Source organism: Streptomyces sp. NPDC030245 (assembly GCF_055572995.1).
Window position 1 is genome coordinate 184,525 of sequence record NZ_JBVICF010000016.1, and the last position, 20,306, is coordinate 204,830.

Genomic DNA, 20,306 nt, shown 5'->3' on the forward strand with positions numbered 1-20,306 from the left:
CGCGAGTATCGACGCATGGACAACTCTAGCGGCGTCGGCGTTCTGGACAAGGCGGCCCTTGTCTTGAGCGCTCTGGAGTCCGGTCCGGCCACCCTCGCGGGCTTGGTCGCGGCCACCGGGCTCGCACGACCCACGGCTCACCGACTCGCCGTGGCACTGGAACACCACCGGATGGTGGCGCGGGACATGCAGGGCCGTTTCATTCTCGGCCCGCGCCTCGCCGAGCTCGCGGCGGCGGCGGGCGAGGACCGCCTGCTCGCCACGGCCGGCCCGGTCCTCACGCACCTGCGCGACGTCACGGGCGAGAGCGCGCAGCTCTACCGCAGGCAGGGCGACATGCGCATCTGCGTGGCCGCGGCCGAGCGCCTCTCGGGCCTGCGGGACACCGTCCCCGTCGGCTCGACGCTCACGATGAAGGCGGGCTCGTCCGCGCAGATCCTGATGGCCTGGGAGGAGCCGGAGCGCCTGCACCGCGGCCTCCAGGGCGCCCGCTTCACGGCCACGGCCCTTTCGGGTGTGCGCCGGCGGGGCTGGGCCCAGTCGATCGGCGAGCGCGAGCCGGGCGTCGCGTCCGTCTCCGCGCCGGTGCGGGGCCCCTCCAACCGCGTGGTGGCCGCCGTCTCGGTCTCCGGACCGATCGAGCGCCTGACCCGCCACCCGGGCCGTATGCACGCGCAGGCGGTCATCGACGCCGCCGGACGCCTCTCGGAGGCCCTGCGCCGCTCCGGCGGCTGACGCTCCCGGCGCCGGGAGCGCCGATCCACGCACAGCGCCGGAAGGAACTGCCTCAACGCCGCGGCAGCCCCTTCCGGCGCTTTTCTGTGCCTTACGCCATGTGCCCTTACGCCATGCGCCTTTACGACATGTGCCTCACGGCAGCCGGCGTCAGGCCACTGTCAGACGGTCGGCGGCCCGCTCCCCGCGCCGGGCGACCGGGAGGACGCCGGTGGCCGCGGCGAGTCCGAACGGCGGCATGTTCACGTACACCTGCTCATGGGCACCGGCCGGCACCACGAACGTCTCGTGCCAGAAGCCGACCTTGCCCCGCCCGTTCCTGAGGCGCCGGTTGAAGGCCGTCCACGCGGGCCGGTGGGCCTTGTCCGGTGCGGTCGAGTACGCGAGCAGCTTCTCCTGCGACTCCCAGTACTGGACCACGTACACCAGGCGCGGCCCGCCGAGCAGCAGCCGGTAGCCCAGCATTCCGCTCTCGGGGTCCCGCGCCAGCTCCCTCAGCATGCGGGGCATCGCCATGAAGACGGGCCACCAGCTGCGGACGGCACGGAACGCGTTGATGCGCATCCCGATGTGGAAGACGACCACGCCGCCCTCCGCCTCCGCGGTCATGCGTCCTTCGACCGGCTTGCTGCCCATGATTTTTCCCCCTCGTCCTGGCTCTTTCCGATGTTGGATAGTCGAACTATCCATGCTTGGATAGTGCCACTCCCCAAAGGGGGGCGCAAGAGGAGGCACCATCCGATGAAACTGGCGGAGCTGAGCAGGCTCAGCGGGATCCCCACGGCCACGATCAAGTACTACCTGCGGGAGGGGCTGCTGCCGCCCGGCCACCGCGTGACGGCGACGCAGGCCGAGTACGACGACTCGCATCTACAGCGGCTCCGGCTCGTGCGGGCGCTGATCCAGGTGGGGCGGGTGCCGATCGCGTCGGCGCGCGATGTCCTGACCGCCCTGGAGGACGAGTCCCTCGACCACAACTCCCGTCTGGGGACGGCGGTCTCGGCGCTGCCGCACGGCCGGGAGTCGACCGAGGACGACGCGGCGATGCGGGAGGCGCGCTCCACGGTCGACCTGCTGCTGGCCCGGCTCAACTGGGAACACACCCGTGACCGCCCGGACGACTCACCGGCCTACCGGGTGCTGGTGACCGCCGTCGCCACCCTGGCCCGGCTCGGATATCCGTGCGGCGTCGACGACTTGGCGCCCTACGCGCACGCGGGACGCCAACTGGCCGTGACCGACCTGGACTTGATCGAGCGGTACGAGACGCCCGACCGGCAGCTGGAGGCGGCGGTGGCGCTCACGGTGCTGTACGAGCCGGTGCTGCTGAGCCTGCGCCGCATCGCACAGGCGGAGGAGTCCACGAGCCGCTACGGGCAGTGGAGTACGGAGGAATGACGAAGGGGCCCTCCCTCGCGGGAAGGCCCCTTGCCGTTTCTGTACCCCCGACCGGATTCGAACCGGCGCTACCGCCTTGAGAGGGCGGCGTGCTAGGCCGCTACACAACGGGGGCGAGGATCTTGCGTCACCACACGATCCAGCTGGGCTACCAGGACTCGAACCTAAACTAACGGAACCAGAAACCGTCGTGCTGCCAATTACACCATAGCCCAATGTGGTCTAGACCATGTCTAGTACCTACAGTACCCCCGACCGGATTCGAACCGGCGCTACCGCCTTGAGAGGGCGGCGTGCTAGGCCGCTACACAACGGGGGCCCTAGCGATCCTGCATCAGTGACAGTGGGTGCGACCCGATCTGTCCCCGCGGGAAGGATCTGTACCCCCGACCGGATTCGAACCGGCGCTACCGCCTTGAGAGGGCGGCGTGCTAGGCCGCTACACAACGGGGGCATTGTGGATGAGATCCACAGGTTGCAGATGAGCTCTGCGAGCTGGCCTACCAGGACTCGAACCTAGACTAACGGAACCAGAAACCGTCGTGCTGCCAATTACACCATAGGCCATCAAAGCGCCACCCCGGGAAGGGGTTTTGTTTGACTTGCGCTTCCCGGCCGGACCTTTCGGCCCTCTCGGGCGGCGCAGGAAGAACATTACCCGAAGGTGGACGGCGCTCCAAAACGGGTATCCGCCCGCAGCAGCGCGGGGAGCTCGGAGAGGTCCCTGATGCGGTGGACGCCGGTGGGGCCGTCCCCCGCCGTGCCGCTGCGGTCGAGCCATATCCCGAGCAGGCCGGCGTCCCTGGCGCCCCTGGCGTCGATCTCCGGCTGGTCGCCGACGTAGGCGATCTCGGCGGGCGCGAGGCCCAGGTGGGCGCAGACGGCGAGGAAGGCCTCGGCGGCGGGCTTGGAGACGCCCAGGTCGGCGGCGCACAGCACGGCCTCGAAGCGGTCGCGGACGCCGAGGAGGCGCAGCTTGCGGTCCTGGACGAAGAGAGCCGAGTTGGAGAGCACCGCGTGCCGGTAACCGTCGGCAAGGGCGTCCAGGGTGGGGACGGTGTCGGGGAAGAGGGACCAGGCCGATTCGTAGTGACCGACGTAACGGTCGAACCAGGCGTCGGCGTCGGCGTCGCTCAGCCCCGGGGCGTCGAGGAAGTCCCGCACCCGGTCGCGGCGCTGCTCCTCGAAGGTCACCCCGCCGGCGCCGAAGCGGGCCCAGTGGAGCTCGGTGAGCTCCCGCCACCGGCCGAGGGCACGCTCGGCGGACTCGTACCGCTCCAGGAGCCCCTCGGCGGTGAGATGCGCGTGCATGCCGGCGCTGTCGGCGCGCGCGTAGTCGAAGATGGTGTCGTCGATGTCCCAGACCACGGCTTTGATCGGCATGCTTTTGAAGCTACGCCAAGGGCCCGGGAGCCGTCTCGGCTTCCGGGCCCTTGTGTGCGTACCGGCGGATCAGGCGGTCAGCTTCGCCAGCGCCGCGTCGATGCGGGTCAGGGTCTTCTCCTTGCCCAGGATCTCCAGGGACTCGAAGAGGGGCAGGCCGATGGTGCGGCCGGTGACGGCGACGCGGACCGGGGCCTGGGCCTTGCCGAGCTTCAGGCCGTGCTCCTCGCCGGCGGCCAGGACGGCCTCCTTGAGGGACTCGGGGGAGGTCCAGTCGGCCGCCTCCAGCTTGGTGCGGGCCGTGCGCAGGAGGGCGTCGGAGCCCTCCTTCATGGCCTTCGTCCAGCTCGGCTCGTCGAAGACCGGCTCCGGCAGGAAGAGGAAGTCGACGTTGTCGGTGATCTCGGAGAGGACCTTGAGGCGGGTCTGCGCGTGCGGCGCGATGGCCTGCCAGGCGGCCTCGTCGAAGTCCTCGGGCGCCCAGTTGGCGTGCGGGGCGCGCAGCCAGGGCTCGCAGGCCTCGGCGAAGGCCTTCACGTCCAGCATGCGGATGTGGTCGGCGTTGATCGCCTCGGCCTTCTTGAGGTCGAAGCGGGCCGGGTTCGCGTTCACGTCGGCGAGGTCGAACTTCGCGACCATGTCGGAGATCGAGAAGACGTCCTGGTCCGCCGAGAACGACCAGCCGAGGAGCGACAGGTAGTTCAGGAGGCCCTCGGGGAGGAAGCCGCGCTCGCGGTAGAGGTTGAGCGACGCCTGCGGGTCGCGCTTGCTCAGCTTCTTGTTGCCCTCGCCCATGACGTACGGGAGGTGGCCGAACTCGGGGATGCCCTTGGCGATGCCCAGCTCGATCAGCGCCTTGTAGAGGGCGATCTGGCGTGGGGTGGAGGAGAGCAGGTCCTCGCCGCGCAGGACGTGGGTGATCTCCATCAGCGCGTCGTCGACCGGGTTGACGAGGGTGTAGAGCGGGGCGCCGTTCGCGCGGACGATGCCGTAGTCCGTGACGTTCTCCGCCTGGACGGTGATCTCGCCGCGGACCAGGTCGGTGAAGGTGGTGGCCTCGTCGGGCATCCGGAAGCGGATGATGTGCTTGCGGCCCTCGGCCTCGTACGCCTCGATCTGCTCGGCGGTGAGGTCGCGGCAGTGGCCGTCGTAACCGGACGGCTTGCCGGCGGCACGGGCGGCCTCGCGGCGGGCGTCCAGCTCCTCGGTGGTGCAGTAGCAGGGGTAGGCGTAGCCGCCGTCGATCAGCTTGGCGGCGACGTCCTTGTAGATGTCCATGCGCTGCGACTGGCGGTAGGGCGCGTGCGGGCCGCCGATCTCGGGGCCCTCGTCCCAGTCGAAGCCCAGCCAGCGCATCGAGTCGAGGAGCTGCTCGTACGACTCCTCGGAGTCGCGCGCGGCGTCGGTGTCCTCGATGCGGAAGACCAGGGTGCCCTCGTTGTGCCGGGCGTAGGCCCAGTTGAAGAGGGCGGTGCGGACCAGGCCCACGTGGGGGTTGCCGGTCGGCGAGGGACAGAACCGTACGCGTACGGGGGTCGCGTTAGCCACGCTTGATCACCTTGTTGGTGAGAGTGCCGATGCCTTCGATGGTGACGGCGACCTCGTCGCCGACGTTGAGCGGTCCGACGCCTGCCGGGGTGCCCGTGAGGATGACGTCGCCGGGGAGCAGCGTCATGGCCTCGGAGATGTGCACGATCAGGTCCTCGACGGAGCGGACCATCTCGGCCGTGCGCCCCAGCTGGCGCTGTTCGCCGTTGACCGTGCACTGGATGGTGAGGTCGGAGGGGTCGAGGTCGGTCTCCACCCAGGGGCCGAGCGGGCAGGCGGTGTCGAAGCCCTTGGCCCTCGCCCACTGCTTCTCGCGCTTCTGCACGTCACGCGCGGTGACGTCGTTGGCGCAGGTGTAGCCGAGGATGACGTCGCGGGCGCGCTCGCGCGGGACCTCGCGGCACATCCGGCCGATGACCACGGCCAGCTCGGCCTCGTGGTGCACTTCCTGCGAGAAGGACGGGTACACGATGGCGTCGCCGGGGCCCGCCACCGAGGTGGACGGCTTGAAGAAGGCGACCGGGACGTCGGGGACCTCGTTGCCGAGCTCCGCCGCGTGGTCCGCGTAGTTGCGGCCGATGCCCACGACCTTGTTGGGGAGCACCGGGGGCAGCAGCCTGACCTTGCTCACCGGGACCTTCGTGCCGGAGAGCTCGAAGTCCGCGAACGGGATGCCCTTGATGATGTCGAGGACGAGCCCATCGGTCGTTCCGGGGGGGCTTTCGCCCTCGACCGCGCCGAAGGCGACGTTGCCGTCGATGGAGAACCTGGCGATGCGCACGTGTGCCTTGGCCCCTTGCTGGAATGGGTGGAGTCTGACACTCCAGGCTAACGCGGCACAGGGGGCCGGCCTCGCGCCATTAACCCGCTACGGGGGCGGGCTGCTCCGGCGCGTCCATCAGGATCGTGCGCTTGGGGTTGGCGGTCTGCGTCGGCAGTTCCACGGCGTGCGCCGGCTGCTCGGGCGCGGCCTGGACGTCGTCGGCGTCCTTGAGGTGCGCGAGAGTGGTGCGGCGCGGGTTGGCTATGTTGCGGAACATCGTCGACTTCACAGTCTTCATCTGCTGTTCGGACCTTGTCGGTTGGGGCGTCACGCGGTGGACGCGGCTTGTCGGATTCGCCATCCCTGTAAAGCGTCAGGCTAAACATCCAATTCCCGGCCAAAGTCCGGAAGACGCCTTGATCTTCATGTGAGTTTGCTCACGAGAGGGCGGACAAAAGGGTCAATCCAGGCCCGGGGTCAGACCATTGGAAACGGACATTGCGCCACTGAAGGCACCATTCCGCTCCTGATCATGAAGTCTGGGACACCCCCCGCCGGTAGGCGCTTTGCGGGGATGGGTCCGTTTTTTACTAGATCACTTTCTACGTCTGGTGACTCCCCACTCACAACGCGTCACGTGGGCCGTGGCGCGACACACGGGCCTTGTTGGAGATCCGGCACTGTGCTGGAATTCCCGGGACCGCCGCGGGATCGAACCGGCGCGCAGGGGCGCAACGCAGCGCCGAGTGGCGGCGGGGAGGGGGAGCAAGCGCCGGTCACTCACGACCACATAGGGGGCGCTTGCCGCCCCACGACGCCGACACCGTCCCGCCGTTATCCGGCAGGACGCCTGGTCCAGAGGTTGCGACGCTAGTGCAGGGACGTTTCAAGAGGGATGGCAAGGGGTCTCCCCAGGCCGACCGCGGCCGAGGGGATGCTCCGGCGGAGCCGGAGCGCGGCTCCTCGCCCCAGCACGCCCAGAACCCCGGACCGGGTGCACCCGGCGACAGCGGCCCCGGCGCCGCCCGCCAGGGCACCGTCGGCAGCGGCTCGACGGCCGCCCCGGCCAAGAGCCAGGGCAAGGGACCGGCCGGCGGCAAGACGCCCAGCACCGGCTCGCGAATAGCCCTGCGCAACTGGCGCATCTCCACCCGTCTGGTCTCGCTGCTCGCGCTCCCCGTGATCACCGCGACCTCGCTCGGCGCGCTCCGCATCAACTCGTCCCTGGACGAGATCCAGCAGCTCGACAACATGAAGCTGCTGACCGAGATGACCAAGCAGGCCACGGAGCTGGCCGCGGCGCTCCAGGAGGAGCGCGACAAGTCGGCGGGGCCCCTCGCGCACGGCGCGAAGGCCTCGGACTACACGGTCAAGGGCGCTCGCGAGAAGACCGACCGGGTCTACCGGAACTTCCTCCAGGGCACCCAGGACCTCAACGACACCGACGGCGAGAAGGGCCTCCTCGGCGTCCGGCACAGCGCCGTCCAGATCACCCAGCAGCTCCAGGGCATCAACGACGTCCGCAAGAAGGCCTTCGCCGACAAGGGCTCCACCTCGCAGACCGTCGAGGCCTACAGCCAGCTCGTCGAGCAGCTCCTCAAGCTGTCGCAGGACATGGCGCAGGCGACGAGCAACCCGGACATGATCCAGCGCACGCGCTCGCTGGCCGCCTTCTCCTCGGCCAAGGAGTACGCGTCCGTACAGCGCGCGATCATCGCCGCGGCCCTGCCGGCCAACGACAGCGAGTACGGCAAGATCTCCGAGACCGACCGCACCTTCGGCCTCAGCGCCAACGAGAAGGAGCGCTCGGAGCTCCAGACGTTCAGCAAGATCTACGCGGGCAACGCCGGTGAGCTGACCAAGCCCATCGACGGCGCCAACCCCGCCGTCAAGGCCGCCAACGAGTACGCCAAGCGCGTCCTCGAGCAGGAGGGCGGCATCAAGCTCCAGGACAAGCGGTCCTACAAGGACTGGATCGACGCCGACACCACCAAGATCGACGCGATGTCCAAGATCGAGCTGACGCTGCTCGGCGAGATGGAGCAGAAGGCGCGCGAGCTGCGCAACGAGTCGGAGCAGTCGGCCATCCTCAACGGTGCGCTGATCCTGCTCGTGCTCGGCGTCTCGCTCGTCGGCGCGTTCGTCGTGGCCCGGTCCATGATCCGTTCGCTGCGCCGCCTCCAGGACACCGCGACCAAGGTCGCCCAGGACCGCCTGCCCGAGCTGGTCAAGCAGCTCTCGGAGTCGGACCCGCAGGACGTGGACACCTCGGTGGAGTCCGTGGGTGTGCACTCGCGCGACGAGATCGGCCAGGTGGCCGCGGCCTTCGACGACGTGCACCGCGAGGCCGTCCGCCTCGCCGCCGAGCAGGCCCTTCTGCGGGGCAACGTCAACGCGATGTTCACCAACCTCTCGCGCCGCTCGCAGGGCCTCATCCAGCGCCAGCTCTCGCTCATCTCCGAGCTGGAGTCGCGCGAGGCCGACCCGGACCAGCTCTCCTCGCTCTTCAAGCTCGACCACCTCGCGACCCGCATGCGCCGTAACGGTGAGAACCTGCTGGTTCTGGCCGGTGAAGAGCCCGGTCGCCGGTGGACCCGCCCCGTCCCGCTCGTCGACGTGCTGCGTGCCGCCGCGTCCGAGGTGGAGCAGTACGAGCGCATCGAGCTCTCCTCGGTGCCCGCGACCGAGGTCGCCGGACGCGTCGTCAACGACCTCGTGCACCTCCTCGCCGAGCTCCTCGAGAACGCGACGTCGTTCTCCTCGCCGCAGACCAAGGTCAAGGTCACCGGTCACGCGCTGCCCGACGGCCGCGTCCTCATCGAGATCCACGACACCGGCATCGGCCTCTCCCCCGAGGACCTCGCCGCGATCAACGAGCGGCTCGCCTCGCCGCCCACCGTGGACGTCTCGGTCTCGCGCCGCATGGGTCTGTTCGTGGTCGGCCGTCTGTCGCAGCGCCACGGCATCCGCATCCAGCTCCGCCCGTCCGACTCCGGTGGTACGACCGCGCTGGTCATGCTCCCCGTCGACGTCGCCCAGGGCGGCAAGAAGATGCCGGGCAAGCCCGGTGCGCCCTCCCCCACCGGCGGTCCCGCGGCGGCTCAGGCCGCGGCCGGTGCCGCGGCCGCGCGACGCGGTGTCGGTGCGGGCGGCAACGGTCCCGGTCTGACCGGTGGCCCCGGCCGCGGCGGTCCCGCGCTCGGCGGCGGCCCCGGTGCCGGCGCCCAGGGCGGCCCCGGGCTGCTCGGCGCCGGTGCGCCGCGCCAGCAGGTCGCGGGCTCGGGTCCGCGGGCCGCGCTGCCTTCCCGTGACACGGGTCAGGGGCAGGGTCCCGCTCAGGGTCAGGGCCCGGCTCAGGGCCGGGGACCGGCGCAGGGTCCGGGTCAGTCTCAGGGACCGGGTCAGGGTCCGGGCCAGGGCCCCGGGCTGGGTCTCGGTCAGGCCCCCGGCCAGGGTCAGCGTCCGCAGGCCGCTCCGCAGGGCGGTCAGCCGCAGGCGCCGCGCCGCGGCCGCGGCGGCAACGCGCCGCAGCCTCCGGTGCCCCAGCAGCGTACGAACGCGATGCAGCCCCCGGCGAACTCCCAGGCTGACGCCGGTGACCAGGGGCGCAGGCCCCAGCTGCCGCCCCGCGGCGGCCCGCGCGCCGAGCTGCCCGGGGGCAACCCGCAGCCGCGCGTGCCCAGTTGGAGCGACGAGAACGCGCAGCCGCAGGTGGCGCGCGAGCCCTTCGACACCCCTCGGGGCCACGAGGAGCACGAGTCCACCGGCCAGTTCCCCCAGGCTTCGGCGGGCGCGGACGACCGGCAGGGCCCCGGCTCCACCGCGGAGTTCGCCCGTCCGGACTTCGACGCCCCGCCGCCCGGCACCCCGGCGCACGGCACCCCGGCACCGCAGGACAGCGGCTCCACCGGCCAGTTCGTCCGCTCGGACGTCTTCGGCGGCACGGGCGCGCCCCGGCGCGGCCAGCAGCCCGGCCGCCCGGCCGCGCCGCAGCATCAGAACCAGAACCAGAACCAGCAGAACCCGAACCCCGGTCAGCAGCAGGACCAGGGCAACGGCTTCGCGCAGCAGGGCGGTCGGGAGAACCCCGACTACACCGTGCCGCGCCCGCCGGCCCCCCGCCGCGGCCAGGGCGACCCCCACCAGGGCCTCCCGCAGCAGCAGGGCCAGGGGCAGGGCCAGGGCGTGGGCCAGACGCCGCAGCAGGACGCGCTGAACCAGCACGAGGACCCGCTGAACCCGCAGCAGCCCCTGCCCCCGGCCGGCCCCGGCGACGGCCGTACGCCGCTGTTCGACACGCTGGAGACCAACTGGTTCCAGCAGCAGCAGAACCAGCAGGCGGCCCAGCAGCAGGCGGCCCAGCAGCAGCCGGCCCAGCAGGAGCAGCAGCACCGGCAGGCCGCGCCGCAGGAGCAGCAGGCCCCCGAGGCCCCGCAGCGCCCGCTCCCCTCGCGCCCCCAGCGCCAGGACCCGAACGCCGCGCCCGCGGGCGGCGGTGGCACCAACGGCGCCGGTGTGCCCGGCGGTTGGCGCTCCTCCCCCAACGACGAGCTGGGCCGCCAGGCCGAGCGCGTCCGGCAGCCCACGGCGGGCGGCGTCACCACATCCGGACTGCCGCGCCGCGTCCCGCGCGCCAACCTGGTCGCGGGCACGGCCCAGCAGCAGCAGGACAGCACAGGTCCGCAGGTCTCGCGTGCGCCCGATGACGTACGCGGCCGGCTGACGAATCTCCGTCGGGGCATCCAGCAGGGTCGCCAGGCCGGTACCGGCCAGACCGGCAGTTTCCCTCGCCCCACTCACCAGCAGGAGCGTTAGTTGAGCCCGATGAGCCAGGCGGCACAGAATCTGAACTGGTTGATCACCAACTTCGTGGACAACACCCCCGGGGTGTCCCACACCGTGGTGGTCTCCGCCGACGGACTCCTTCTGGCGATGTCCGAAGGCTTCCCGCGCGACCGCGCCGACCAGCTGGCCGCGGTCGCCTCCGGCCTGACCTCGCTGACCGCCGGGGCCTCCCGGATCTTCGAGGGCGGCACCGTCACGCAGACCGTGGTGGAGATGGAGCGGGGGTTCCTCTTCATCATGTCCGTCTCCGACGGCTCGTCCCTGGCCGTGCTCGCGCACCCCGAGTGCGACATCGGCCTCGTCGGCTACGAGATGGCCCTCCTCGTCGACCGCGCGGGCGCCGTCCTCACCCCGGACCTCCGCGCCGAGCTGCAGGGCAGCCTGCTCCACTAGCCCGGAGCACGCTCCGAAGCCTTACCCCTTCGGCCGCCCCACCGACCGAACGTACTGACCAACCGTCCGGCCGCCACACTGCCCCCACCGGCTCTGTCAGACGGCACACGCAGATGACCTGCTGTCCCGCCCGGAGGATCCATGACCCCGCCCACCGCCTCTCACAACCCGTACGGCGATGCCTCGTACGGAATGGAGGGCGACCAGCCGCTGGTGCGGCCCTACGCGATGACCGGCGGCCGGACCCGGCCCCGCTACCAGCTCGCCATCGAGGCGCTGGTGAGCACCACGGCCGACCCGGCCCAGCTGATGGGGCTGCTCCCCGAGCACCAGCGGATCTGCCACCTGTGCCGTGAGGTCAAGTCGGTGGCCGAGGTCTCCGCGCTCCTGTCGATGCCGCTGGGTGTGGCCCGGATCCTCGTAGCCGACCTGGCGGAGGCCGGGCTCGTCGCCATCCACCAGCCCGGCGGCGACGAGAGCGCCGGCGGCCAGCCAGACGTGACACTGCTCGAAAGGGTGCTCAGTGGACTTCGCCAGCTCTAGTGACTCGGGCTCGACCCGGTCCACCACCTCCGCGAAGATCGTGGTGGCGGGCGGCTTCGGCGTGGGCAAGACCACGTTCGTCGGGGCGGTCTCCGAGATCAACCCGCTGCGCACCGAGGCCGTCATGACGTCCGCATCCGCGGGCATCGACGACCTGACCCACACCGGGGACAAGACGACGACCACCGTAGCCATGGACTTCGGCCGCATCACCCTGGACCAGGACCTGATCCTGTACCTCTTCGGTACGCCGGGACAGGACCGTTTCTGGTTCATGTGGGACGACCTCGTGCGCGGCGCCATCGGCGCGGTCGTGCTCGTGGACACCCGCCGGCTCGCCGACTGCTTCCCGGCCGTCGACTACTTCGAGAACAGCGGGCTGCCGTTCGTCATCGCCCTCAACGGCTTCGACGGCCACCAGCCGTACACTCCGGACGAGGTGCGCGAGGCGCTTCAGATCGGTCCGGGAACGCCGATCATCACGACCGACGCGCGACACCGTGCGGACGCAAAGAGTGGCCTGATCACGCTGGTCGAACACGCACTTATGGCACGTCTCAAGTAAGCAGGTCCGTACGGCAGTTGTCGTAGTACACCCGGAGCGGGCTGTGTCCTTTGACACGGCCGCGCGCCGTGTTCATAACGTTTCGACAGAGAATTGCAAGGTGACCGCCACGCGTCGCGGTCACCTGGTGTCGCTGTGCTCACAAGAGCCCCGCCTTTTGGCGGGGCTCGCTCTTTATGACCGATTTATCTGAGGCTTACACCACTCGGAACCAGCCCTTCCTACTGTTTGGAAGAGCAGCCCCTGACGTGCTGGAATGCGCTGAACTGCCCAGTAGCACGGGCCTTGGAGACGACAGCGGCACGACGTGAGTGCCGCCGCCGAGAGGTTGTTGGTCGAGTGAGGCGAAGCAAGCCGAGTCCCGCGGCATCCCCCACCGGGGACGCGCGGGGCAACTTCACCCCGCCGCCGCGCACAGCGGCGTCCCCCGTTGATGTGAGCGCCGCCTCCGGCAACGAGTCCCCGGCTCCCTCCGGCGGACGGATGTCGCCCCGCAACTGGCGTGTGCCGACCAGACTGAACGCGATCCTCCTCATACCCGTGCTCGTCGGTCTCGTCATGGGCGGCTTCCAGGTGAAGGGCTCGATCGACACCTGGAGCGAGGCCCAGGACGCCGAGAGCACCGCCCGCCTGGTGCGGGCGTCCCTGGACTACGGCAACCGCCTCATCGAGGAGCGCGACCTCACCGCCGCTCCCCTCCTGCGCGGCAAGCGGAACGACCCGGTCGTCGTCAAGGCCCGCAAGGCCACCGACCGGGCCGCCGCCGAGTTCAAGTCCGCGACGGAGAGCATGCCGGACAAGGAAGGCCTCAACCGTCGTCTCGACGCCTTCCGCAAGGTCGAGCCGAAGCTCGCCCCGCTGCGCCAGGCCGCGTACACCACCAAGCTTCCCGGTGTGAAGACCGAAGAGGGCTACGTCGCCATCCAGCACCCGCTGATGGAGTTCGCCAACGAGCTCGGTCTGGGCACCGGCAACATCACCAGCTACGGCCGCACCGTCTACGCGATCTCGCTCTCCAAGGCAGCGCTCTCCCTTCAGCGGTCCATCGGCACGCACCTCCTGGTCGAGCCGGGCCCCGGCACCGGTTCCTTCACGCTCCAGCGCACCTCGTTCTCCTCGTACGCCTACCTGGAGCGCATCGCCATCGAGGAGTACACCGGCGGTGGCACCCCCGAGGACGTCGCCAAGCTGGAGGAGGCCAAGAAGGAGCTGGCGGCCGCCGCCGAGAAGGAGGGCGGCCCGGCCCTCACGCAGGACAAGATGGTCGCGGCCATCGCCACCATGCCGAGCACCCAGCCGAGCGCGCGCGTCGAGCTGGCCGGCAAGGGCATCACGCCCAAGGCCTGGTGGGCCATCACCACCGCCAAGTTCGACGCCTACCGCACCATCGAGTCGGACCTCGCCGACAAGGCCGTGGACGAGGCGTCCGACATCGCCGCCACCGCCCAGCGCAACGCGTACATCACCGGTGCCATCGTGGTGCTCGCGCTGCTCGCCGCCTTCATCCTGGCCGGGATGATGGCGCGCCAGATGTCCAAGTCGATGCGCCAGCTGCGTACCGCCGCCTTCGGCATCGCCGAGCAGCGCCTGCCGATGCTGGTCGACCAGCTGTCGCGCACCGACCCGGGCCGCGTCGACACCCGCGTGGAGCCCATCCCGATCTCCTCCACGGACGAGATCGGCGAGGTCGCCCGCGCCTTCGACCAGGTGCACCGCGAGGCCGTGCGGCTCGCCGCCGAGCAGGCGCTGCTCCGCGGCAACATCAACGCGATCTTCACCAACCTGTCGCGCCGCAACCAGTCGCTGATCGAGGGCCAGCTGACCCTCATCACCGACCTGGAGAACAACGAGGCCGACCCGGACCAGCTGGAGAACCTCTTCCGCCTGGACCACCTGGCGACCCGTATGCGCCGCAACGGCGAGAACCTCCTGGTCCTCTCCGGCGAGGAGCCGGGCCGCCGCTGGGACCAGCCGGTCCCGCTGGTCGACGTGTTGCGCGCCGCCTCCTCCGAGGTGGAGCAGTACGAGCGCATCGAGCTGGAGGGCGTCCCGGAGGCCGAGATCCACGGCCTGGCCGTGACCGACCTCGTGCACCTGCTCGCCGAGCTCCTGGAGAACGCCACCACGTTCTCCTCGCCGCAGACCAAGGTCCGCGTCACCGCGACGCGACTGCCCGACGGCCGCGTCATGGTCGAGATCCACGACAAGGGCATCGGCCTCACCGCCGAGGACTTCGCGGACATCAACCACAAGCTGGCCAACCCGCCGACCGTGGACGCCGCGATCTCGCAGCGCATGGGTCTGTTCGTGGTCGGCCGGCTCTCCGACCGGCACGGCATCCGCGTGCAGCTGCGCCCCTCGGGCGAGCAGGCGGGCACCACGTCGCTGGTCATGCTGCCGGACGCGATCACGCACGGTGGCGGTGGCGACCAGGCCGCGCAGGACGAGTTCACCGTCTCCTCGATCATCCCGGAGCAGCAGGTCCTGGAGGCCGAGCCGCTGCGCACGGCCGCGGAGCTCGGCTTCGACGACAGCCGCTACCACGGCGACGGCGGCGAGGCGCAGCCGGGCCTCGACCCGGTCGGCCGTTCGCTGATGCGCGAGGAGCGCCGCGCGGCCCTGGAGGCGCAGGCCCAGCAGCCCGGCGCCCACCGCCCGCTCTTCCGCGACGAGGTCGAGCCGCAGCAGCAGGCACAGCAGCAGCCGCAGCCGGGCGCGTACGAGCAGCAGGGCGGCTACGACCAGCAGGCCCCCGCGTACGACGAGCACCAGCAGGCCGCTTACGACCAGGGCGGTGCGTACGAGAACGACCAGTACGCCACCGGGCAGTACGCCGAAGCGCAGTACACCGACGGGCAGTACGCCGAGAACGGCTACGGCGCCGAGCAGTACGCGCCCGGTCAGTACGCCGCCGAGCAGCCCTACCAGGGCGGCCACCAGGACCCGCAGCTCCCCTATCCGGAGCGGTCGGGTCAGGACGACTGGCCCGGCGCCGACGGTTACCGCACCGAGTACGGCCAGGAAACGGAATCCGCGCAGGCGGCCCCCGCGGCCGACGACGAGCGCGTAGGCTTCGACCGGCCGGGACCGACTCCGTCCGTCGTCCACGAGATGACCGACGCGGGCCTCCCCCGCAGGGGCTCCTCCGGTGCGAACGGGAACGAGAGTTCCCCCGCCCCGAGCGAGGGCAAGGACGACTGGCGTTCGTCCAACGACGAGCGCTGGCAGCGAGCCGAGCGCCTCAAGGAGCCGAAGGCGGGCGGGGTCACCTCGTCCGGGCTCCCGCGGCGGGTGCCCAAGGCCAATCTGGTCGAGGGCACCGCGGAACAGACCCCACAGGGCGGCCCCCAGGTCTCCCGCGACCCCGAGGACGTGCGGGGCAGGCTGAGCAACCTGCGCCGCGGCGTCCAGCGGGGACGCAACACGAGCAGTGACACGAATGGCCAGGGCTTCAGCCCTGATAGCACCTACAACCAGGAGCGTTAGTGTGAGCCCGATGAGCCAGGCGGCACAGAACCTGAACTGGTTGATCACCAACTTCGTGGACAACACCCCCGGGGTGTCCCACACCGTGGTGGTCTCCGCCGACGGACTCCTTCTGGCGATGTCCGAAGGCTTCCCCCGCGACCGCGCCGACCAGCTCGCGGCCGTCGCCTCCGGTCTGACCTCGCTGACCGCCGGGGCCTCCCGGATCTTCGAGGGCGGCTCCGTGACCCAGACCGTTGTGGAGATGGAGCGAGGATTTCTCTTCATCATGTCCATTTCCGACGGTTCCTCGCTCGCCGTTCTCGCCCACCCGGATGCGGACATCGGTCTCATTGGGTACGAGATGGCACTTCTTGTCGACCGCGCGGGCACGGTTCTCACGCCGGACCTGCGCGCGGAGCTCCAGGGGAGCCTTCTCAACTAACAGACAGACGGTGCGTTTTCGCGTCTTGTGCCCGTAAGGTTTCGGGACGCGGCTCCACAGTGATGGGCCCGGCACAGTTGGAGGAGGAAGAAACGTGGCAACACCCCCAGACGGTTCGTCATCGGCGAACTGGTCCCCTGGTCATGGCCAGGGTGGTCAGCACGACGGCGGGCCGAACAGGTACAACTTCCCCTCCGCGCCGAGCCACCGCCGCCAGCCGTACGCGCAGCCCCAGCAGCCGGGGCCGCGCCCGTACGACCAGGGCACTCCGGGGCGCGCGCCCCGTATCCAGCCGGTGCACCCCCAGCGGCGCGCCCCTGAACCGGCGCCCGCCGGATCGGCGAACAACCCCCTGGTGCGCCCGTACGCCATGACGGGCGGCCGCACCAGGCCGCGCTACCAGCTCGCCATCGAGGCGCTGGTGCACACCACCGCACAACCGCACCAGTTGCAGGGCCAGTTGCCCGAGCATCAGCGCATCTGCAACCTGTGCCGGGAGATCAAGTCGGTCGCCGAGATCTCGGCGCTCCTCTCGATCCCCCTCGGCGTCGCCCGGATCCTCGTAGCCGACCTGGCGGAGGCCGGACTTGTCGCCATCCATCAGCCCGGCGGCGACGAGTCCGCCGGCGGCCAGCCAGACGTGACACTGCTCGAAAGGGTGCTCAGTGGACTTCGCAAGCTCTAGCGGCGGAGCAACAGCCCGCTCCACCACCAGCGCGAAAATCGTGGTGGCGGGCGGCTTCGGCGTGGGCAAGACCACGTTCGTCGGGGCGGTCTCTGAGATCAACCCGCTGCGCACCGAGGCCGTCATGACGTCCGCGTCCGCGGGCATCGACGACCTCACCCACACCGGAGACAAGACCACCACGACGGTGGCCATGGACTTCGGTCGCATCACCCTGGACCAGGACCTGATCCTGTACCTCTTCGGTACGCCGGGACAGGACCGCTTCTGGTTCATGTGGGACGACTTGGTCCGTGGCGCCATCGGCGCGGTCGTCCTGGTCGACACGAGGCGGCTCGCCGACTGCTTCCCCGCCGTCGACTACTTCGAGAACTCCGGACTGCCCTTCGTCATCGCCCTCAACGGCTTCGACGGCCACCAGCCGTACACGCCCGACGAGGTGCGCGAGGCGCTTCAGATCGGCCCGGACACCCCGATCATCACGACCGACGCGCGGCACCGCGCGGACGCGAAGAGCGCGCTGATCACCCTGGTCGAGCACGCGCTGATGGCGCGGCTGCGTTAACGCTCCTCCTTGTTGCCCGTACGCGCATGACGGCCCGCACGCTTCGGCGTGCGGGCCGCGCTCAGTTCATGCGGTAGTGGGCGAACTGCGTCACGCCCTGGTAGCCGTAGCTCTCCGGGTGCAGTTCGTGCAGGGCGACGCCGCCGCGGGCGAGCGGGCCGAGGAGCTCCGCCAGGAGCGCGGTTGACCCGGTGATGAAGGCGGCCTTCTCCGCGGCGCTGTTGGTGCCCGCCGTGATGCTGACCTCCAGGTGCGCGTCGCGGCCGGCGGTCAGGAGCCGCCCCGCGACGTAGTAGCGGTCGGCGGGGACGAGGTCGAGGTGGACGATGGTGCGCTCGGGGGACTTGCCGAGCGCGGAGACCGCCAGGCCGGTCAGCCCCTCGGCGAGGGCGCGGGCGGTGGCGGCGGGCAGCTCGGGACCGGTGACGGTGGCCCTGATGTGGGGCATGGCTCTCCTCACGTCGTTCTTCGGTGATCCGCCGGGATCCTGGCGGCACGGGCAACTCTGGCCCGCCCTGGCACCATTGATCCAACGCATAGCTGTCATAGACCTATGAGGCCGCCTCATGACCGTGAACCTGCCGCAGCTCAGGGCCTTCCTCGCCGTCGTCGACGCGGGCGGGTTCAGCGCGGCCGCCGCCGAGCTCGGCCTGAGCCAGTCGGCGGTGTCGCACGCCGTGGCCTCGCTCGAACGCGAGCTGGCGGCCCCGCTGCTCATCCGGTCGGGGCCGGTGCGGACGACGGCGCTCGGGGAGCGGGTCCTGCCGCACGCCCGAGCCGCGCTGGCGGCGGTCGGCTCCGTGGCCGAGCTCGCCGCCGACGCCGGGGCGGTGAGCGGCACCGTGCGGCTCGCCTCGACCCCCACGGTCTGCCAGGGCCTGCTGCCCGGACTGCTGCGGCACTGGCGGCGGGACCGGCCACGGATCACCGTGCGCGTCTTCGAGGGCGACAGCGCCGAGGTCGCGGAGTGGCTGGAGAACGGCACGGCCGACGCCGCCGTCCTGATCGACCCGCCCCCCGGCCCCGGCACCCAGCTCGCCCTGGACGGCTACCGGGCCCTGCTCCCCCGCGACCACCCCCTGGCGGGCGAGGCGGCCGTCGACGTCCGCGACCTGGAGGACGACGAGTTCCTGATCTCCCCCAACGGCTGCGAGGACCGGGTCCGCGCGCTCCACGACCTGGCCGGGCTGCGCTTCACCCCCGCGCACCGGGTCAGGGACCTGGCCACCCTGATCAGCATGGTGCAGGCGGGCCTCGGCGTGACCGTCCTGTCCGAGGTCTCACGCTCCCTGGTCCCGCCCGACCTGGTGCTGCTCCCGGTGGAGCCGCGGGTCGCACGGCGCCTGGTCCTGAGCGGGCCGCGGAGCCGCCCCTGGCATCCGGCGGTCCGCCCGCTGGCGGAGTCGGCGGTGACGCATCTGACGCTGCCCCTTGAGGAACGTTAGGAACGCTCGCGGGCCCCGCCCTCCCGAAGGAGAGCGGGGCCCGAGGCGGAGAGCGGCGGGGCTCAGCCCTGCCAGCTGTGGGGGGCGCGGAAGCCCGGGGTGCGCTCCAGGCGGCGCCAGCCGGCCTTGTCGCGGCCGCGGCGGGCGGTGGGAGCGGCGGGCTGGGCGGCGGCGCGGGCCAGCAGGATCGCCGTGATGGCCGCGACTTCCTCGGGCTCGGCGTGGCCCTTCTCTACGCGAATGTCAGGGGGTGTCATCTGGCAGCTTCTCCTTGTGGGCTACTGCGGCGCGGGTGCGGTGGTGACCGCTACTGCGGAGGGTTGCCGTGCTTGCGCGAGGGCAGGTCGGCGTGCTTGTTGCGGAGCATCGCGAGGGACTTGACGAGGACCTCGCGGGTCTGGGCCGGGTCGATGACGTCGTCGACCAGACCGCGCTCGGCGGCGTAGTAGGGATGCATCAGCTCGGCCTTGTACTCCTTGACCATGCGCGCGCGCATCGCCTCGGGGTCCTCGGCGGCCGCGATCTGCCGCCGGAAGATCACGTTCGCGGCGCCTTCCGCGCCCATCACCGCGATCTCGTTGGTCGGCCACGCGTAGGTCAGGTCGGCGCCGATGGACTGGCTGTCCATCACGATGTACGCACCGCCGTACGCCTTCCTGAGAATCAGCGAGATCCGCGGGACGGTGGCGTTGCAGTACGCGTACAGCAGCTTGGCGCCGTGGCGGATGATGCCGCCGTGCTCCTGGTCCACGCCCGGCAGGAAGCCGGGCACGTCCAGCAGGGTGAGGATCGGGATGTTGAACGCGTCGCACATCTGCACGAACCGCGCGGCCTTCTCCGAGGCCTCGATGTCCAGCACACCGGCTAGGGCCTGCGGCTGGTTGGCGACGATGCCCACCACCTGCCCGTCCAGGCGGGCCAGCGCGCAGATGATGTTGCGCGCCCAGCGCTCGTGGACCTCCAGGTAGTCGCCGTCGTCGACGAGCTCCTCGATGACCTTGGCCATGTCGTAGGGCCGGTTGCCGTCGGCCGGGACCAGGTCGAGCAGGACGTCCGAGCGGCGCCCGGCCGGGTCCTCGCACGCGTGGACCGGGGGGTTCTCCCGGTTGTTGGAGGGCAGCATCGAGATCAGGTAGCGGACCTCGGCCAGGCAGGTCTCTTCGTCGTCGTAGGCGAAGTGGCACACGCCCGAGGTCTCGGCGTGCACGTCCGCGCCGCCCAGCCCGTTCTGGCTGATCTCCTCACCGGTCACCGCGCGCACCACGTCGGGGCCGGTGATGAACATCTGCGAGGTCTCGCGGACCATGAACACGAAGTCGGTCAGGGCCGGGCTGTAGGCCGCGCCGCCCGCGCACGGGCCCAGCATCACACTGATCTGCGGAATGACGCCGGAGGCCTTGGTGTTGCGCTGGAAGATCCCGCCATAGCCGGCCAGCGCCGAGACGCCCTCCTGGATCCGGGCGCCCGCACCGTCGTTCAGCGAGACCAGCGGCGCACCGGCCGCAATCGCCATGTCCATGATCTTGTG

General features: G+C 70.7%; 19 protein-coding genes and 5 tRNA genes. 11 read left to right on the plus strand and 13 right to left on the minus strand.

Annotated features, from left to right (window positions below; translation table 11 throughout):
• Positions 1–15: 15 nt before the first annotated feature.
• Positions 16–735 (plus strand): IclR family transcriptional regulator NdgR, encoded by a 720-nt coding sequence (ndgR, locus tag ACZ4Z4_RS34880; protein WP_468336647.1) that lies wholly within the window; start codon positions 16–18, stop codon positions 733–735.
• A gap of 150 nt (positions 736–885) precedes the next feature.
• Here ndgR and ACZ4Z4_RS34885 read toward each other — a convergent pair whose 3' ends face one another.
• Positions 886–1,371 (minus strand): DUF4188 domain-containing protein, encoded by a 486-nt coding sequence (locus ACZ4Z4_RS34885; protein WP_468336650.1) that lies wholly within the window; start codon positions 1,369–1,371, stop codon positions 886–888.
• Positions 1,372–1,476: 105 nt separating this feature from the next.
• On the opposite strand from ACZ4Z4_RS34885, the gene ACZ4Z4_RS34890 reads away from it, so the two are divergent.
• A complete protein-coding gene (locus tag ACZ4Z4_RS34890) occupies positions 1,477–2,133 on the plus strand; it encodes a MerR family transcriptional regulator (protein ID WP_468336653.1) in 657 nt (218 codons plus the stop codon).
• Between the two features lie 42 nt (positions 2,134–2,175).
• Here ACZ4Z4_RS34890 and ACZ4Z4_RS34895 read toward each other — a convergent pair.
• The 9 genes from ACZ4Z4_RS34895 to ACZ4Z4_RS34935 form a co-directional block, all read right to left on the minus strand.
• Positions 2,176–2,248, minus strand: a tRNA-Glu gene (locus tag ACZ4Z4_RS34895).
• Positions 2,249–2,276: 28 nt separating this feature from the next.
• Positions 2,277–2,348: transfer RNA gene (locus ACZ4Z4_RS34900), tRNA-Gln, on the minus strand.
• A gap of 31 nt (positions 2,349–2,379) precedes the next feature.
• Positions 2,380–2,452 (minus strand) — tRNA-Glu (locus ACZ4Z4_RS34905).
• 62 nt (positions 2,453–2,514) lie between these two features.
• Positions 2,515–2,587: transfer RNA gene (locus tag ACZ4Z4_RS34910), tRNA-Glu, on the minus strand.
• A gap of 41 nt (positions 2,588–2,628) precedes the next feature.
• A tRNA-Gln gene (locus tag ACZ4Z4_RS34915) sits at positions 2,629–2,700 on the minus strand.
• A gap of 87 nt (positions 2,701–2,787) precedes the next feature.
• Complete coding sequence (locus ACZ4Z4_RS34920) at positions 2,788–3,516, minus strand: HAD family hydrolase (RefSeq protein WP_468336656.1); 729 nt, start codon at positions 3,514–3,516, stop codon at positions 2,788–2,790.
• A gap of 69 nt (positions 3,517–3,585) precedes the next feature.
• Positions 3,586–5,064 carry a glutamate--tRNA ligase gene (gltX, locus tag ACZ4Z4_RS34925; RefSeq protein WP_468336659.1) on the minus strand — a complete coding sequence of 493 codons (1,479 nt, stop codon included), beginning with the start codon at positions 5,062–5,064 and terminating at the stop codon, positions 3,586–3,588.
• The gene (locus ACZ4Z4_RS34930; protein ID WP_468336662.1) at positions 5,057–5,845 is read right to left on the minus strand and encodes a fumarylacetoacetate hydrolase family protein; all 789 of its coding nucleotides are present in this window, start codon (positions 5,843–5,845) and stop codon (positions 5,057–5,059) included. The genes gltX and ACZ4Z4_RS34930 overlap by 8 nt, the downstream gene beginning before the upstream one ends.
• A 79-nt stretch (positions 5,846–5,924) precedes the next feature.
• Positions 5,925–6,125, minus strand: a complete 201-nt coding sequence (locus ACZ4Z4_RS34935; RefSeq protein ID WP_468336664.1) for a hypothetical protein — start codon at positions 6,123–6,125, stop codon at positions 5,925–5,927.
• Positions 6,126–6,700: 575 nt separating this feature from the next.
• Between ACZ4Z4_RS34935 and ACZ4Z4_RS34940 the strand changes: the two genes are divergently transcribed.
• From ACZ4Z4_RS34940 to ACZ4Z4_RS34975, 8 genes are all read left to right on the plus strand, one after another.
• Positions 6,701–10,642 (plus strand): sensor histidine kinase, encoded by a 3,942-nt coding sequence (locus ACZ4Z4_RS34940; RefSeq protein WP_468336667.1) that lies wholly within the window; start codon positions 6,701–6,703, stop codon positions 10,640–10,642.
• A gap of 9 nt (positions 10,643–10,651) precedes the next feature.
• Positions 10,652–11,065 (plus strand): roadblock/LC7 domain-containing protein, encoded by a 414-nt coding sequence (locus tag ACZ4Z4_RS34945; RefSeq protein ID WP_030787430.1) that lies wholly within the window; start codon positions 10,652–10,654, stop codon positions 11,063–11,065.
• A gap of 141 nt (positions 11,066–11,206) precedes the next feature.
• Positions 11,207–11,608 (plus strand): DUF742 domain-containing protein, encoded by a 402-nt coding sequence (locus tag ACZ4Z4_RS34950; RefSeq protein WP_362998167.1) that lies wholly within the window; start codon positions 11,207–11,209, stop codon positions 11,606–11,608.
• Positions 11,589–12,173 (plus strand): GTP-binding protein, encoded by a 585-nt coding sequence (locus ACZ4Z4_RS34955; RefSeq protein WP_468336671.1) that lies wholly within the window; start codon positions 11,589–11,591, stop codon positions 12,171–12,173. Before ACZ4Z4_RS34950 ends, ACZ4Z4_RS34955 begins: the two co-directional genes overlap by 20 nt.
• Before the next feature lie 339 nt (positions 12,174–12,512).
• Positions 12,513–15,659 carry a sensor histidine kinase gene (locus ACZ4Z4_RS34960; protein ID WP_468336674.1) on the plus strand — a complete coding sequence of 1,049 codons (3,147 nt, stop codon included), beginning with the start codon at positions 12,513–12,515 and terminating at the stop codon, positions 15,657–15,659.
• Positions 15,660–15,669: 10 nt separating this feature from the next.
• Positions 15,670–16,083: a roadblock/LC7 domain-containing protein gene (locus tag ACZ4Z4_RS34965; RefSeq protein ID WP_030787419.1), complete on the plus strand. Its 414-nt coding sequence runs from the start codon at positions 15,670–15,672 to the stop codon at positions 16,081–16,083.
• A 94-nt stretch (positions 16,084–16,177) separates the two neighbouring features.
• The gene (locus tag ACZ4Z4_RS34970; protein WP_468336677.1) at positions 16,178–16,768 is read left to right on the plus strand and encodes a DUF742 domain-containing protein; all 591 of its coding nucleotides are present in this window, start codon (positions 16,178–16,180) and stop codon (positions 16,766–16,768) included.
• A complete protein-coding gene (locus ACZ4Z4_RS34975) occupies positions 16,749–17,333 on the plus strand; it encodes a GTP-binding protein (protein WP_030361923.1) in 585 nt (194 codons plus the stop codon). The genes ACZ4Z4_RS34970 and ACZ4Z4_RS34975 overlap by 20 nt, the downstream gene beginning before the upstream one ends.
• 61 nt (positions 17,334–17,394) lie before the next feature.
• On the opposite strand, the gene ACZ4Z4_RS34980 is transcribed toward ACZ4Z4_RS34975, so the two are convergent.
• The gene (locus tag ACZ4Z4_RS34980) at positions 17,395–17,781 is read right to left on the minus strand and encodes a tautomerase family protein (protein WP_468336680.1); all 387 of its coding nucleotides are present in this window, start codon (positions 17,779–17,781) and stop codon (positions 17,395–17,397) included.
• 118 nt (positions 17,782–17,899) lie between these two features.
• On the opposite strand from ACZ4Z4_RS34980, the gene ACZ4Z4_RS34985 reads away from it, so the two are divergent.
• Entirely contained in the window at positions 17,900–18,778 is an 879-nt protein-coding gene (locus ACZ4Z4_RS34985) for a LysR family transcriptional regulator (RefSeq protein ID WP_468336683.1), read from the plus strand.
• Positions 18,779–18,840: 62 nt separating this feature from the next.
• Here the strand turns inward: ACZ4Z4_RS34985 and ACZ4Z4_RS34990 are convergent, their stop codons facing one another.
• Positions 18,841–19,035, minus strand: coding sequence for an acyl-CoA carboxylase subunit epsilon (locus ACZ4Z4_RS34990; protein ID WP_398308774.1), 195 nt, complete (start codon positions 19,033–19,035; stop codon positions 18,841–18,843).
• Positions 19,036–19,085: 50 nt separating this feature from the next.
• Positions 19,086–20,306: acyl-CoA carboxylase subunit beta (locus tag ACZ4Z4_RS34995; RefSeq protein WP_468336686.1), on the minus strand; the 1,221-nt coding region annotated here is incomplete at its 5' end.